General features: G+C 63.3%; 15 protein-coding genes. 10 read left to right on the top strand and 5 right to left on the bottom strand.

Going from position 1 to position 14,650, the window contains the following annotated elements:
• Positions 1-28: 28 nt before the first annotated feature.
• Positions 29-919, bottom strand: coding sequence for a bifunctional DNA-formamidopyrimidine glycosylase/DNA-(apurinic or apyrimidinic site) lyase (mutM, locus tag FJ414_RS15880; RefSeq protein WP_140645315.1), 891 nt, complete (start codon positions 917-919; stop codon positions 29-31).
• Complete coding sequence (locus FJ414_RS15875) at positions 912-2,150, bottom strand: phosphopentomutase (RefSeq protein ID WP_140645314.1); 1,239 nt, start codon at positions 2,148-2,150, stop codon at positions 912-914. The genes mutM and FJ414_RS15875 overlap by 8 nt, the downstream gene beginning before the upstream one ends.
• 174 nt (positions 2,151-2,324) lie before the next feature.
• On the opposite strand from FJ414_RS15875, the gene FJ414_RS15870 reads away from it, so the two are divergent.
• Positions 2,325-3,221, top strand: coding sequence for a PhnD/SsuA/transferrin family substrate-binding protein (locus tag FJ414_RS15870; RefSeq protein ID WP_140645313.1), 897 nt, complete (start codon positions 2,325-2,327; stop codon positions 3,219-3,221).
• 4 nt (positions 3,222-3,225) lie between these two features.
• Here FJ414_RS15870 and FJ414_RS15865 read toward each other — a convergent pair whose 3' ends face one another.
• The 3 genes from FJ414_RS15865 to FJ414_RS15855 all read right to left on the bottom strand — a co-directional run bounded on the left by FJ414_RS15865 (position 3,226) and on the right by FJ414_RS15855 (position 5,051).
• A complete protein-coding gene (locus FJ414_RS15865) occupies positions 3,226-3,798 on the bottom strand; it encodes a TadE/TadG family type IV pilus assembly protein (protein ID WP_246672412.1) in 573 nt (190 codons plus the stop codon).
• Between the two features lie 77 nt (positions 3,799-3,875).
• The gene (locus FJ414_RS15860) at positions 3,876-4,457 is read right to left on the bottom strand and encodes a TadE/TadG family type IV pilus assembly protein (RefSeq protein WP_226892267.1); all 582 of its coding nucleotides are present in this window, start codon (positions 4,455-4,457) and stop codon (positions 3,876-3,878) included.
• 171 nt (positions 4,458-4,628) lie between these two features.
• Positions 4,629-5,051 carry a pilus assembly protein N-terminal domain-containing protein gene (locus FJ414_RS15855; protein WP_140645310.1) on the bottom strand — a complete coding sequence of 141 codons (423 nt, stop codon included), beginning with the start codon at positions 5,049-5,051 and terminating at the stop codon, positions 4,629-4,631.
• 348 nt (positions 5,052-5,399) lie between these two features.
• Between FJ414_RS15855 and FJ414_RS15850 the strand changes: the two genes are divergently transcribed.
• The 9 genes from FJ414_RS15850 (at position 5,400) to FJ414_RS15810 (ending at position 14,627) form a co-directional block, all read left to right on the top strand.
• Positions 5,400-5,594: a Flp family type IVb pilin gene (locus FJ414_RS15850; RefSeq protein WP_140645309.1), complete on the top strand. Its 195-nt coding sequence runs from the start codon at positions 5,400-5,402 to the stop codon at positions 5,592-5,594.
• A gap of 195 nt (positions 5,595-5,789) precedes the next feature.
• Entirely contained in the window at positions 5,790-6,308 is a 519-nt protein-coding gene (locus tag FJ414_RS15845; RefSeq protein ID WP_140645308.1) for a prepilin peptidase, read from the top strand.
• Positions 6,309-6,505: 197 nt separating this feature from the next.
• Positions 6,506-7,318 (top strand): Flp pilus assembly protein CpaB, encoded by an 813-nt coding sequence (gene cpaB, locus FJ414_RS15840; RefSeq protein WP_140645307.1) that lies wholly within the window; start codon positions 6,506-6,508, stop codon positions 7,316-7,318.
• Positions 7,315-8,841 carry a type II and III secretion system protein family protein gene (locus FJ414_RS15835; RefSeq protein ID WP_140645306.1) on the top strand — a complete coding sequence of 509 codons (1,527 nt, stop codon included), beginning with the start codon at positions 7,315-7,317 and terminating at the stop codon, positions 8,839-8,841. Before cpaB ends, FJ414_RS15835 begins: the two co-directional genes overlap by 4 nt.
• Before the next feature lie 14 nt (positions 8,842-8,855).
• Positions 8,856-9,593, top strand: coding sequence for a CpaD family pilus assembly protein (locus FJ414_RS15830; RefSeq protein ID WP_140645305.1), 738 nt, complete (start codon positions 8,856-8,858; stop codon positions 9,591-9,593).
• Between the two features lie 45 nt (positions 9,594-9,638).
• The gene (locus tag FJ414_RS15825; RefSeq protein WP_181175225.1) at positions 9,639-10,922 is read left to right on the top strand and encodes a CpaE family protein; all 1,284 of its coding nucleotides are present in this window, start codon (positions 9,639-9,641) and stop codon (positions 10,920-10,922) included.
• A gap of 30 nt (positions 10,923-10,952) precedes the next feature.
• A complete protein-coding gene (locus tag FJ414_RS15820) occupies positions 10,953-12,452 on the top strand; it encodes a CpaF family protein (protein WP_140645303.1) in 1,500 nt (499 codons plus the stop codon).
• A gap of 131 nt (positions 12,453-12,583) precedes the next feature.
• Complete coding sequence (locus FJ414_RS15815; protein ID WP_140645302.1) at positions 12,584-13,597, top strand: type II secretion system F family protein; 1,014 nt, start codon at positions 12,584-12,586, stop codon at positions 13,595-13,597.
• Between the two features lie 13 nt (positions 13,598-13,610).
• Positions 13,611-14,627, top strand: a complete 1,017-nt coding sequence (locus tag FJ414_RS15810; RefSeq protein ID WP_140645301.1) for a type II secretion system F family protein — start codon at positions 13,611-13,613, stop codon at positions 14,625-14,627.
• The last annotated feature ends 23 nt before the right edge of the window (positions 14,628-14,650 follow it).

Below are 14,650 nucleotides of genomic sequence, written 5' to 3'. Positions count from 1 at the left end.
CAGTGGGATGATCGACACCGTTCCTAGCTCACCGCTGACAGGTCCGGCAATAGAAGGTCGAGCGGCCGCTTTGCACGACGCGCTCGATGTGGCCGCGGCAGCCCGGTTTCGGACATGGCTCGCCCTCGCGATCGTAGACCGCGAAGGAATGCTGGAAATAGCCGAGCGATCCGTCGGCCTGGACATAGTCGCGCAGCGAGGAGCCGCCTGCGGCGATCGCGTCGGCGATGACCGAGCGGATCGCCTCGGCAAGGCGCGCGCTTTGCTCTTTCGCCTTCTTGGCCGACCCGGCGATGGTGCCGGCTTCGCGCAGCGGCGAGAGGCCGGCGCGCCACAAGGCCTCCGCCACATATATATTGCCGAGTCCGGCGATCAGACGCTGATCGAGCAGTGCCGCCTTGAGCGGCGATCTGCGATCCTTCAGAAGCGAGGCGAGCAGGGGACCGTCGAGCGCGTTGCCGGTCGGCTCGATGCCGAGCCCAGCCAGCATCGGATGCGTGTCCGGCGCTCCTTCGGCAAACAGCATGAAGCCGAAGCGCCGCGGGTCGTTGAAGATGACGCGGGAGCGCTCGTGCTTCGGCGAGACGACGTCGAACACGACATGGTCGTGCGCGGCGCTTTTCGAGCGCTCGTGGTGGAAGGCGCCGGGGATGTCGCTGCCCGCGGCGGCTTCGACGCGGAACGATCCCGACATGCCGAGATGACAGATCAGAACCGGGCCGTTCTCGATATGCATCGTCAGGTATTTGGCGCGCCGGCCAAGCGCCGTCACGGTCTTGCCGGTAAGCCGCTCCGAAAAGCGTTCGGGAAAAGGAAAGCGAAGGTCGGGCCTGCGCGCCTCGACCTTGACGAGCCGCGCTCGTTCCAAGACCGGCTGCAGCCCGCGCCGGACGGTTTCGACTTCGGGCAGCTCAGGCATGGCCGCCTATCGTTGCGAGGAAGGATGTTCCGTGGCGACCGGCCGCCAGGCCGAGATGGTCCGCGACGGTTTCGCCGATATCGGCGAAGGTCGGCCTGAGCCCGATGTCGCCGCCCGTCAGCTCCGGCCCCGTGCCGATCACCGGAACGCGTTCGCGCGTATGGTCGGTGCCGCGCCAGGTCGGATCGTTGCCATGGTCGGCGGTGAGGATCAGGAGGTCGCCTGGCCCGATGCGCGACAGCGCCTCCGGCAGCCGACGGTCGAACGCCTCGAGCGCGCCGGCATAGCCGGCGACGTCGCGCCGGTGACCGAACTCGGTATCGAAATCGACGAAATTGGCAAAGACCAGGTCGCCGTCGCCGGCTTCGTCCATCGCGCCGAGCGCCTTGTCGAACATCGCCATGTTGCCGCCGGCCTTGCGCACTTCCGAAATGCCGCGATGGGCGAAGATGTCGCCGATCTTGCCGACGGCGATGACCTTGCTGCCGCGCCCGGTCAGCCGGTCGAGCAGGGTCGGCTCCGGCGGCGGCACCGCATAGTCGCGGCGGTTGTGGGTGCGCTGGAAGGTGACGGGCGTCTCGCCCACGAAAGGTCGCGCGATCACGCGCCCGATCTTGAGCGGATCCACCAGCCGACGCACCGTGAGGCAAAGCTCATAAAGCCGCTCCAGGCCGAAATGCGTTTCATGCGCGGCGATCTGCAGCACGGAATCGACCGACGTGTAGCAGATCGGTTTGCCGGTGCGGATATGCTCTTCGCCGAGCCGTTCGATGATCTCGGTTCCGGGTGCATGGCAATTGCCGAGGATTCCCGGCACCTTGCCTTCGCGGATGATCGCTTCGGTCAGTTCGGCCGGAAAGGCAGGCACGGTGTCGGGGAAATAGCCCCAGTCGAAGCGCACCGGCAGGCCGGCGATTTCCCAGTGGCCGGAGGGCGTATCCTTGCCGCTCGACACTTCCTGGGCGGCCCCGTGGAAGGACGAGGCAAGCAACGGCGTATCGACGTCGAACGTGAGCCCGGTCGCCGTCTGCGCCGCTCGGCCAAGACCGAGCGACATCATGTTGGGCACGGCCAGCGGCCCGTTGCGCAAACCTTCCCGATCGGCGCGACCATCGGCGCAGGCCTGAAAAATATGTCCGAACGTGTCGGCTCCGGCATCGCCATAGCGTTCTGCGTCGGCCGCGCCGCCGATGCCGAAAGAATCGAGAACGAACAGGAACGCGCGCGCCATGGGTATCTTTGTTGTCAGTCCTGGTTGCCAGACATAAGGTTCCCCGGCAGCCTTGGCAAATCGGAAACCAAACCGCAACGGCTTGGCGCCATAGTTGCGGCGAGACGCGGATGCGGCGGGAGCGAAGCAGGTATGGCAAGGCGCGGCAGAACCGCGGCAAGGCAGGCCGTGAAAATGTGCGCGGCCGCTCTCGCGGCGTTCGGCGCCGCCGCCGGGCCGGCACGCGCCGACTGGCGTGACGACATCGGCACGTTCCGCATCGGCGTCGTTGCCGAACCGGGCGGCGGCAACACCGTCCCCGGGCTCGCGCGCCTGACCGACGCCTATGCCAATGCGCTCGGCATGAAGGTCGAGTTCGTCGTTGCGCGCGACTACGCGGCGCTGATCGAGGCGCAGGCGAGCGGGCGCGTGCAATATGCGGTCTATTCGGCTCTTGCCTATGCCACGGCCTCGGAGCGCTGCGGCTGCGTCGAACCGCTGGTGGCGCCGGTCGATGCCGACGGCGCCGTCGGCATCCGTTCCGTCCTGGTGACGCGCGACGGCAGGCTTCCGGACCTTGCGGCGATCGCTTCGCACCGGATCGCGATTGCGCCGGTCGAGAATGTCGGCGGCGCGCTGCTGCCGATGGCGGCGCTGTCGGCCGAAGGCGTCAAGATCGCGCGGGATTCGCCCTTCCTGGCGCGCGCGGCTTCGGCCACCGCGGCCGAAACGATGCTGAGCGGCGGCGAAGCGGACGCCCTGTTCGGCTGGGAACCGGCCGATGCCGATGGCCGGTCCGCCCGTTCCGAGGGCACCGTCGCGCGGCTGGAGGCTGCCGGCATCCCCGAGGCGTCGCTTCGGGTGTTATGGACCTCGGGCCTGTTGCGCTATGGCCCGCACGCCGTCCGCAGCGATCTCGATCCGGAGGCAAAGCGACGACTGACGGTCTTTCTGACCAATCTCAGGTCCCAGACGCCCGATGTGTACGATCTGCTGGAGGGCGCGCATTCCGGCGGTTTCAGGCCGGCCGCGCGGAAGGACTATGCGATGGCCGTGGCGATCGTGCGGCAGGAAACGGCAGGGCAGGAATAGCGTGTCAGCAGTCGCTGCAGGGAATCGTCGGACTCCGGCGCGGCCTTAGATAATAGGTTTCGCTCATCGATATGTTGTTGAAGGCGGAGGTCAGCCCGAGCGTCTGCGAATTGCTGGCGGACCAGGTGATGATCGGCTTGTAGCCGAGGTCGCTCTCCACGCGGACCAGGAAGGTGTTGCGGATTATCAGCGTCGCCGGCACCGTGGTGGTCGCGTTGACGGCCGCATCGGCGCTGTAGGTAGTGCCCACCACCTTGCGCGACCATGCAACCTGCACCCTCGGCGATGCTTCGTCGGTGATCTGTATGCCTGTGATGATGATCGTCGGCAATGAACGATTGTAAGGCTGCAGCGTCGATGTGCCGATCTTCATCATTGCATCGAGATTCGCCTTCACGACGGTCTGCTGTTGGGTGACGAGGTCCGCGACCATGCTGCCGATGCGGCTGACCTTCTTGCTGGTCTCGATGGCCTGCGAGGCCTCCATCGTGATGAAATACATGATGAGGAGCACCGGCACGATGAACGCGAACTCGATCGCCGCGACGCCGCGGCGATCGCGGCAAAACCGCTCCATCCTCGCCAAAATCCTCCGGAGTGCCCCCGCACTATGCATATCGTCCTCCACGCCCGCGGCTTAGCTGTCGAGCAGTCTCAATTGTCGTCGAACGGTTCGTTCTGCCAGGTCACGGACGCGAAATGCAGCGTTTTGCTGTCCTTCAGATTTGCCATCGATTTGGCCAGGAAATCGGTCATCACCGGCCATTTGTAGAACACCCGCAGCATGTTGATGGATTCCGCCAGTCCGGGCGAGACGGTAGGAGACATCGTGTTCGCGCCCTGCGTCAGCACGATATCGCCGCTCACGATCTTGAAACCCGCCGTCGCGGCGTCCGCGAAGCTCGAATATTCGCGCAGATCGACCAGCAGTGGAGCATTTGGCCCGGTATCGGTGCAGTTGTTGGAAACCATGATTTGCAGGCGATTGCAGATCAGTTGCTTGATCGAGGCTTCGGTGACGTTGTTCTGCTGAAGCTGCCCGGTGCGCAACTGGCGGGCGACATCGTCGGTGACGTTGGCCATCACCTCCTGGCCGGCGAACGAGATGCAGCTCTCGAGGATGGCGAAGACGAGAAGCGCGAACGGGATGGCAAGCATCGCGAATTCCATCGCCGTGCTGCCGCGCCTGTCGCTGAAGAAGCCGGGGTGGGCTTTGGCGCGCGCCTTGCTGTCCATGCCGTTGCCGGATGAGGCATCCTTGCTCATATCAAAGTTCCTGCCGATCGCCTTTGCGGTACCGGCGGCAAGGTTAGCGAAAACCCATTGAGTTCCGGTTTGGATGATCGTTAAATTCGTCGGGCAAGCTTTAAGCTGTCTTTAATGCCCGTGGGTTCGCGCTCGCAGGGCTCAGTGACCGGCGCTCATTTCGGCTTCGGAAGCCTTCTCGGCCTCGCTCTTGAACGCGCTCTCGCAATAGGGCGTGCAGGACATGGTCTGGACTTCGGCGCGTCTGTAGATGCGCACCGAGGAGGCGGCTTGTCGCACGACGGTCACCTGTTCATCGACGATCGGGCTGCCGTCCGAATCGAGCACGACCATATTGGTGACACCGAAGCCCTTGCCGGTGAGGACGATGGTCGAGGCGTCCTGCACGGCGGCGTCGGCGATCGCCGGATTGCCGATGACGACCGTGTCGGCCGCGCGTGACAATTTGACGATCTTGGCCTGGTTCATGGTGACTTCTATACCCGCCCCGGCCCTGGCCGGCATGACCAAGGCGGCAGTTGCCAGCAGCGCGGCGACTGGAAACAGCGATCTCGACAACGTCATTGAAGCGCTCCCGGCGGGCAGATTCTTCAACGGAACATGAACGAGATTGGTGAACCAACGGTTAAGCCGGGCCTGGCCATGATTAAGGATCGGCTCGCGTGGCGCATCATGCGTCGGTGGTGCTTACTGTTTTAGGAATATTGCACAAGCGCCGGTTTCCGGGAGGCCGAGCTGGCTGGCGATGTTTAGGCCACGGTTAACCACACAGCGCGTTCGCCACCGGAAAGGAATCGGTAAGGCTGTTTATTAAGCCGATCGAAACGGCTTCTCCATAGATTTGCAGCATCCGATCAACCGCAAGAGAAAAGTTGACGGAAGTGCTGTAACACGTGGAGTAGGAGCTCTCGAATGTCTAACCTCATTGCACGTTTCGTGAAGGACGAATCCGGCGCGACCGCCATCGAATACGGTCTGATCGCCGCTCTCATCGCGCTCGCCATCATGGTTGGCGCTACCCAGCTCGGCGGCGCGCTGAACGCCAAGTTCGCCAACATCGCCGCGACCCTCAACGGTGCTGGCGCGGCTGCCCCGGCTACGCCGTAATAGGCTAGGCAGCGTCGCCTTTCGACAAATGAAGGGCCGCCCTCCGGCGGCCCTTCTGCGTTAGAGCGATCCCGGGAAAAATGCGAGAAGCTTTCCGGCCCGCCGTCACCGGCGATTTGAACATCCAACCGACATCAATCATTAATCGAACCCGCCTAGACTGGCGGCAAGATTTTCACCGCAGGCCTCGCGTCCATGATCGAAGCTGCCATCTTCGTCGTCTTCCCCTTCTGCATGTTGTATGCAGCCATATCGGACACGCTTTCGATGACGATCGCCAACCGTGTACCCGTTATTTTGCTGGCGACTTTCGCGCTGGTCGCTCCTCTCACCGGCATGGATTGGACAAGCTACGCTTGGCATTTCGCGGCGGGCGCCGTGGTGCTCGCGGTGACATTTGGCCTCTTTGCGCTCGGCGGCATGGGCGGCGGCGATGCCAAGCTTCTGGCCGCGACGGCCGTCTGGATGGGCCTCGACATCAATCTTGTCGGATATCTGGTGACGTCGGCTTTCATCGGCGGCCTGCTGACCGTTGCCATCTTGGTTTACAGGAAGTCGCCGCTGGCGGCGTATACCGGCCACAGCCGCTTCTTGCGCTATTTCGCCGATGAGAGCGTCGGCGTCCCATATGGCATCGCGCTCGGACTCGGCGGACTGATCACCTTTCCGGATTCATCGCTGATGGTCTGGGCGCTGGAAAGGCTCACGACTTGAGTCCCGCGCCCCTTGGCATCGCTCCTTGAAGGCGGCACTGCCGCCTTTATTCGTTAAGGACAGGCCGTTCAGTCGAATTTGAGTAAACCTTAAATTAATCACGATCGTAAGCATTACATTAACCTTGTTTTGACGATTGCAGCTGCAAAGTCCGGCCTGGCGAGGTGGTTTGCCTTGAGGCGAAGGGTTTCGGACGAATGCCAGCATCCCGATTGATTATTCTGGGCGTGGCTGCGGTCGCGGCGGGTGGCGCGGGCTATGTGGCGAAGAACATGGTCGTGGCGCCGCCGCCTCAGGTCGTTGTCGATGCGCCCAAGCAACCGGCGATCGCATTGCAGGATGTGCTGGTGCTTTCCGGTGACGTGTCGATGGGCAGCCAGCTCGGCACCAACATCAGCTGGGAAGAATGGCCGGCCGATGGCGTCAACGCCAACTTCATCACGCGCGCCGCCGAGCCTGACGCGGTCGAAAAGCTCAAGGGCTCGGTCGCCCGCGTAGCCATGTATACCGGCGAGCCGTTGCGGCGCTCCAAGCTGGTCGGCGAGGGACAGAGCTTCATGTCGTCGATCCTGCCTTCCGGCACGCGCGCTGTCGCGACCGCGATATCGGCCGACACGTCCGCCGGCGGCTTCATCCTGCCCAACGACTTCGTCGACGTCATCATGACCCGCCGCGCCGACACCGGCAACGGCGGCAGCGGCTTCAACACCGAGACGATCCTCAAGAACATCCGCGTGCTGGCCATCGACCAGACCATCCAGGAAGACGAGGAAGGCAAGAAGACCAGGGTCGGCCAGACCGCGACGCTGGAGCTGACGCCGCAGCAGGCCGAGATCATCACCGTGGCGCAGCAGATGGCGGACCGCCTGACGCTGGCGCTGCGCCCGATCACCGACATCCATGAAAAGAATACGGACGAAGCCGACTATCTGGTCAGTGGCAACGGCCGACGCGGAACCGTGCGGCTGATCAAGTCCGGCGAGGTTTCCGAGGTGGGAGCAAGGAAATGAGGCCAAACGGTAAACTGCTGCCCTTCCTGGCCGCCGCGGCGATCGGTTTTCTCCTGCTCGGCACCGGCGCCCCGGGACTGGTCGAAGCCAAAGCCGCGGGCGCCGGCGTCTCGGCTTCCGTCGCCACGCAGCGCGTCAAGCTCGGCCTCAACAAATCCGTGGTCATCGACCTGCCGAGCGACGCCTATGATATCCTCGTCGCCAATCCGGCGGTTGCCGATGCCGTGACCCGCACGGCGCGGCGCATCTACCTGTTCGGCAAGGCGGTCGGTGAAACCAACATCTTTGTTTTCGGCCCCAATGGCGAGCAGATCGTCAGCCTGGATCTGGCCGTCGAGCGCGACGTCGCAGGGCTGGAAGACTATCTCAAGCGCTTCCTCCCGTCCTCGCAGATCAAGGTCGAGCTTCTCAACGACAACGTCGTCCTGACTGGCATGGTCGACACGCCGCTCGATGCCAAGCGCGCCGTCGACCTCGCAACCATTTTCGTGTCCGGCGGTGAAGCGACGACGGGTCAATATTCGCAGACTGCCGCCGGCGGCTCCGTCAATGGCGGCGTCGACATCAACAATCCCGACCAGGAGCGCCGGACCTCCAAGATCGTCAACCTCCTGCAGATCATCGGCGACGATCAGGTAACGCTCAAGGTGACCGTCGCCGAGGTCAGCCGCTCGGTGATGAAGCAGCTCGGCGTCAATATGGTGGGCAACGGCGGCAGCAACGGCATCAGCTACGGCGCGATCAGCGACAATTTCATGGGCTTGGGCAAGCAACTGTCGAATTCGGGCCTAAGCATCGGCAACTCGTCACTGATGGCCTACATCAACGCCATGGAACAGTCGGGGGTCATGAAGACACTGGCTGAACCGACCTTGACGGCTGTGTCCGGCGAAAAGGCCACCTTCAAGGTGGGCGGCGAATACAATATGGTGTCGGGTGTTTCCGCCAACGTGTCCTCCGACAATCAGACTGGTTTGAGGAACTATTCGATCGATAAGATCGAGTACGGTATCGGGCTGGAATTCCAGCCGGTGGTGCTGTCTCCCGGCCGCATCAGCCTGAAGGTCAGAACCGCGGTTTCAGAGCCGACGACCGAAGGATCCGTGTCGCTCTCGTCTGGCGTGACGAGTCCCGGCACGAACGTCCTGTCGCTGCGAAAGCGCCTGGCGGATACGACAGTCGAGCTGCCCTCGGGCGGGTCCATGATGATCGCCGGCTTGGTTCGCGACGACGTCAGGCAGGCCGTCAACGGCTTGCCTGGCCTGGCAAAGATCCCCGTCCTCGGCACGCTGTTTCGCAGCCGCGATTTCGTGCGCAACGAAAGCGAGCTCGTCATCATCATCACGCCCTATCTGACGCGGCCGGTGGCGCGCAACGACCTGGCCAAGCCGGACGACAACTTCAACGCGGCAAGCGATGGCGCCGCCATGTTCCTCGGCCGCGTCAACCGCGTCTACGGCACCATGCAGACCGACCGGCCAGCCGGCCGCTATCACGGTGTCGTGGGCTTCATCTACAAATGAGTGGGAATGCGGATATGTCCAAGTCAGCATCGAAGGTCATGACGGTCCGGACAGCATCCGGTATCGCAAGGATCCGTCGGCAGGTGGTCCCGGCACTGGCGGTCATGCTTGCAGCGTCGCTCACAGGCTGCGCCAACTGGCACCGCGACAGCGTTACGGTCGGGTCGATACCGGACGATTACCGCACGACCCATCCGATCGTCATCGCCGAGAAGAACCAGAAGATCGACCTGCCGGTCGGCGCCGGCGATCGCGGCATGACCGGCGCGCAGCGCGACACGCTGCTCGGTTTTCTCGACGGCTACGACAAGGGAGCCGCCCCGTCGCTGACCATCGCAATCCCGCGAGGCTCGGCCAACGAGGTGGCGGCATTGGTGGCGGGACGCGACTTCGCACGGGTCGCCATGGCGGCGGGCGTCAAGCGCAATCGTATCGTCATGACGTCCTATCAGTCGGCTGTGCCCGAGGCGTCGGCGCCAGTGCGCGTCGCCTTTGTCGCGGTGCGGGCCCAGACCGACAAATGCGGCCGTTGGCCCGACGACCTGACCGAGACGTCGGAGAACAAGCACTATGCCGACTTCGGCTGCTCGTACCAGAACAACATCGCCGCCCAGGTGGCCAACCCCAACGATCTGCTCGGGCCGCGCAAGCAGTCCGATATCGATGCCGAGAACCGGGGCGCAGTAATCGACCTTTATCGCTCGAGAGGCATTTCGAACGAATTCCTCAGCAATTCGGAAGTAACCTACTGAGCCGCGCCGGACGACGAAGAGAGCACTCACGGAAAGAGCATGACGATGAGCAATCTTGCCTACGACACGCCCGCGGAAACCGGCGACCTTTCGCAGCAGGACATCGCCGCCATGCAGGCGCTGCGTCCCGTGCCGCGCATTTCGATCCAGGCCTTCTGCGAGACCGAGGGGGTCGCCAATCCCGTCGAGCGCGCCGGCGAGGATCGCCGGATGGCCAAGGCCCATCTCAAGGTCCATATGGGCGGCATCCCGACCGCGATCGAGTTCTACCAGTCCGCGCCGACACCGAACCTCATCCTGCTGGAATCGCGCAGCGAACCGCAGCAGTTGCTCGAACAACTCGGCCAGCTCGCGGAATATTGCGATCCGTCCTCCAAGGTCGTGGTCATCGGGCACTACAATGATGTCGGGCTCTATCGCGAGCTTATCCGGTCCGGTATTTCCGAATATGTCATCGCGCCGGTCTCGATGACCGACATCGTCAGCGTCGTGTCGTCGATCTTCGTCGATCCGGAATCGGAGCCGATCGGCCGGTCGATCGCGTTCATCGGCGCCAAGGGCGGCGTCGGCTCGTCGACCATCGCTCACAATGTCGCCTGGGCTATGTCTTCGCTGTTCAAGTCCGAAGTCGTCATCGCCGATCTCGATCTCGCCTTCGGCACCGCCAACATCAATTTCGACCAGGATCCGGCGCAAGGCATCGCCGAGGCGGTGTTTTCGCCCGAGCGGGTCGACGAGGTCTATCTCGACCGTCTGCTTGCGCAATGCGCCGAGCATCTGTCGCTGCTCGCGGCTCCCTCCACGCTCGAGCGCGTCTATGATTTCGACTCCGAGGCCTTCTCGCAGATCATAGAGACAGCGCAGCGCAGCGCGCCTCTGCTGGTCCTCGATGTCCCTCACGTCTGGAGTGGGTGGACGAAGAGCACGCTGATCAAGGCGGACGAGATCGTCATCACGGCCACGCCTGAGCTCGCAAATCTTCGCAACACCAAGAACATGGTTGACATGCTGAAGCGGTTGCGTCCGAACGATCCTCCGCCGAAGCTGATCATCAACCAGGCGGGGGTACCGAAACGGCCCGAGATCGCGGCGTCCGATTTCGCCGAACCGCTCGGCATCACGCCGATGGCCGTGATCAACTTCGAACCGCTGCTGTTCGGCAATGCCGCCAACAACGGCCGTATGCTGAGCGAGATGGACGCAAAGAGCCCGGTCGTCACCACCATCAATGAAATAGCGCATGTGCTGACCGGACGCAGCGAAATCAAGGCAAAGAAGAAGGCAGGCCTGGGCTCGATCCTCGGCAAGCTCTCGCGCAACAAGAAGTGACGCTGATTGAGCGGCATCGGGTAGTCGATCATGTTTGGTAAAAGAGGCAAAGAAGACGGCAGCCGGGCAACGCCCGAATTCCGTCCGCCGGCAGCTGCTCCCGCCGCGCCCGCTTCGACGGGGACGATGACGGCCGAGCGGCCGGCTGCGCCGACCTCCAGCCCGCCCGCCGCCCCGCCGGCGCGCCGTCCTGTCGAGCCGCCGCCTATGGCGCCGGAGCCGCCAAGAAAGGTCCAGCGCGAGCGCTCGGAAACCTATTACGACACCAAGAGCCAGGTTTTCTCCGCGCTCATCGACACGATCGACCTGTCGCAGCTCGCCAAGCTCGATCCCGAGAGCGCACGCGAGGAAATCCGCGACATCGTCAACGACATCATCGCGATCAAGAACTTCGCAATGTCGATTTCCGAGCAGGAAGAGCTGCTCGAGGACATCTGCAACGACGTTCTGGGCTATGGACCGCTGGAGCCGCTGCTTGCCCGCGACGACATCGCCGACATCATGGTCAACGGCTCCAAGAACGTCTACATCGAAGTCAACGGCAGGGTCGAGCAGACCGGCGTCCGCTTCCGCGACAACCAGCAGCTGCTCAACATCTGCCAGCGCATCGTCAGCCAGGTCGGCCGCCGCGTCGATGAATCGAGCCCGATCTGCGACGCGCGCCTTCCCGACGGCTCGCGCGTCAACGTCATCGCGCCGCCGCTCTCGATCGACGGCACTGCGCTCACCATCCGCAAATTCAAGAAGGACAAGCTGACGCTGGACCAGTTGGTCAAGTTCGGCGCCATCTCGCCGCAAGGCGCGGAGGTTCTCAAGATTATCGGGCGTGTCCGCTGCAACATCGTCATCTCGGGCGGCACAGGCTCCGGCAAGACGACGCTGCTCAACTGCCTGACCAACTATATCGACCGCGAGGAGCGCGTCATCACCTGCGAGGATTCGGCGGAACTGCAGCTGCAGCAGCCGCATGTGGTCCGTCTCGAAACCCGGCCGCCCAATCTCGAGGGCGAGGGCGAGGTGACCATGCGCGACCTGGTCAAGAACTGCCTGCGCATGCGGCCGGAGCGGATCATCGTCGGCGAGGTGCGCGGACCGGAAGTGTTCGACCTGCTGCAGGCGATGAACACCGGTCACGACGGCTCGATGGGAACGATCCACTCGAACAGCCCGCGCGAATGCCTCAACCGTATGGAATCGATGATCGCCATGGGCGGTTATTCACTGCCGCAGCGCACGGTGCGCGAGATCATCGTCGGCTCGATCGACGTGATCATCCAGGCGGCCCGCCTGCGCGACGGCTCGCGCCGCATCACCCACATCACCGAGGTGGTCGGCATGGAAGGCGACGTCATCATCACCCAGGATCTTGTGCTCTACAACATCAAGGGTGAAGACGCCGGCGGCCGGCTGGTCGGCGAGCACGTGTCGACAGGCATCGGCCGTCCGCATTTCTGGGACCGCGCCCGCTATTATGGCGAGGAACAGCGCCTCGCCAACGCGCTCGAGGCGATGGAGAAACGCGCTGACTGATGCAGCTGGAGGTCTGAAGCAATTCCAGGAAAAGTGTGAAGCGGTTTTCCGCCCGGAATTGCGTCTAAACGAAGAAATAGGTCGGTTCGCCGTTTCATTGGAACGGCGAAATGCCCTGGGGATCCAGGTCGATGTTCGGAATTGACACCACCGTACTGGCTTTCATCGTGCTTGCCGGCTTCAGCGCCGGCGCGGTGGCCTATGCTTTTCTGTTCACGCGCATCGACAACGAGAAGCAGGCCGGCAAGCGGCTTCAGACCGTCAAGACAGCCGAAACCGACCGGTCGGTGGTGAAAGCGACGCGCGACCGCGCAGCGGAAGCGGTCAAGCGGCGAAAAAACGTCCAGGACTCGCTGAAGCAGCTCGACGAGAAACAGAAGACCAACGATCGCAACGTCAAGAAACCGCCGCTGAAGACTCAGATCCGCCAAGCCGGCATGCAGGTTCCGATCGAGCGTTTCTATATCTATTCCGCTGTCTGCGGGATCATCCTGACGGCCGTTCTCTTTTTCCTCGGCGCGCCTCTATGGGCTCTGCCCGGTGCCCTGCTGGTGGGCGGCCTCGGCCTGCCGCGCTGGTTCGTGTCGTTTCGCCGCACACGTCGCGTCAAGGCCTTCCTGGAAGAATTTCCGAACGCGCTCGACATCATCGTGCGCGCGGTCAAGTCCGGCCTGCCGCTCAACGATGCGATCCGCCTGATCGCCAACGAATCGCCCGAACCGGTTCGGTCCGAATTCCGCCGCATCGTCGATTCCCAGCAGATGGGCATGTCGGTGCCCGACGCCGCCATGCGCATGACGGAGACGATGCCGTGCAGCGAGGCCGGCTTCTTCGGCATCGTCATCCAGATTCAGTCACAGGCCGGCGGCAATCTGTCCGAGGCGCTGGGCAACCTTTCGCGCGTCCTGCGCGACCGCAAGAAGATGAAGGCCAAGGTCCAGGCGCTGTCGATGGAAGCCAAGGCATCGGCCGTCATCATCGGCGCCTTGCCCTTCGTCGTCGCCTTCCTCGTCTATCTGTCGAGCCCGAACTACATCATGCCGCTGTTCACCACCAACGTCGGCAACCTGATCCTCGGCTGCTCGGGTGTGTGGATGTCGATCGGCATCCTGGTGATGCGCAAGATGATGAACTTCGAAGTCTAGGGGCGCGGATCCAGTGACAGAGCAGGTCGTCAAAACACTCACAGACCCTTCCTTCCTGATCGCGATGCTGGTCGGTATTGCCGTGTTCGCGACCGTCTTCACGCTCATGCCGGCGTTCGGCGGCACGTCGCTCAAGTCGCGCATGAAGAGCGTGGCGCTCGAACGCGACAAATTGCGCGCCGAGCAGCGTACGCGACTGGCCAACGAGGCCGACCGCCGCCGCAAGGGCCTGCGCGAGGAACAGTCCATCGGCATGCGCAACATCGTCGACCGCCTGGATCTGAGGCGCGCGCTTGCCGATGAAAGCACGATCCAGAAGCTCAAGGTCGCGGGCTTCCGCGGCCAGAACCCGCTGACGCGTTTTCTCTTCTTTCGCCTGGTCCTGCCATTCGTCGGTTTTGCCTTGGCGGCCATCTATCTGTTCGTGCTCGGCGGCCTGCCGCAGCAACCGGCTTTCATCAAGCTGTTCGTCTGTGTCGTTGTCGCCTATGGCGGCTTCTACACGCCGATCCTCTATGTCAACAACCGCGCGACCAAGCGCAAGCAGTCGATCCAGCTGGCCTGGCCGGACGCGCTCGACCTGATGCTGATCTGCGTGGAATCCGGCATGTCGGTGGAAGCGGCCTTGCGCAGGGTTGCCGACGAAATCGGCACGCAGTCGGTGGCGCTTGCCGAGGAATTCGTGCTCACCAATGCAGAGCTGTCCTATCTGCAGGATCGCAAGATCGCCTATGAGAACCTGGCAAGCCGCACCGGCCTGGAATCGGTGAAGTCGGTGTCGCAGGCCCTGGTCCAGGCCGAACGCTACGGCACGCCGGTGGCGCACGCGCTGCGCGTGCTCGCCTCGGAAAGCCGCGACATGCGCATGAACGCCGCCGAGAAGAAGGCCGCCGCACTTCCGCCAAAGCTCACCGTGCCGATGATCCTGTTCTTCCTGCCGGTTCTGTTCGCCATCATCCTGGGTCCGGCCGGCATCCAGGTCAGCCAGCGCGGCATCTTCGGCGACCAGCACAGCTCCTCCAGCCAGTAGGCGGGCCGTTCGCATCAATGAAA

The sequence above is a fragment of the Mesorhizobium sp. B3-1-6 genome (assembly GCF_006439555.1).
GTDB lineage: Bacteria > Pseudomonadota > Alphaproteobacteria > Rhizobiales > Rhizobiaceae > Mesorhizobium.
This window is presented reverse-complemented; position numbering and strand designations above follow the sequence as displayed.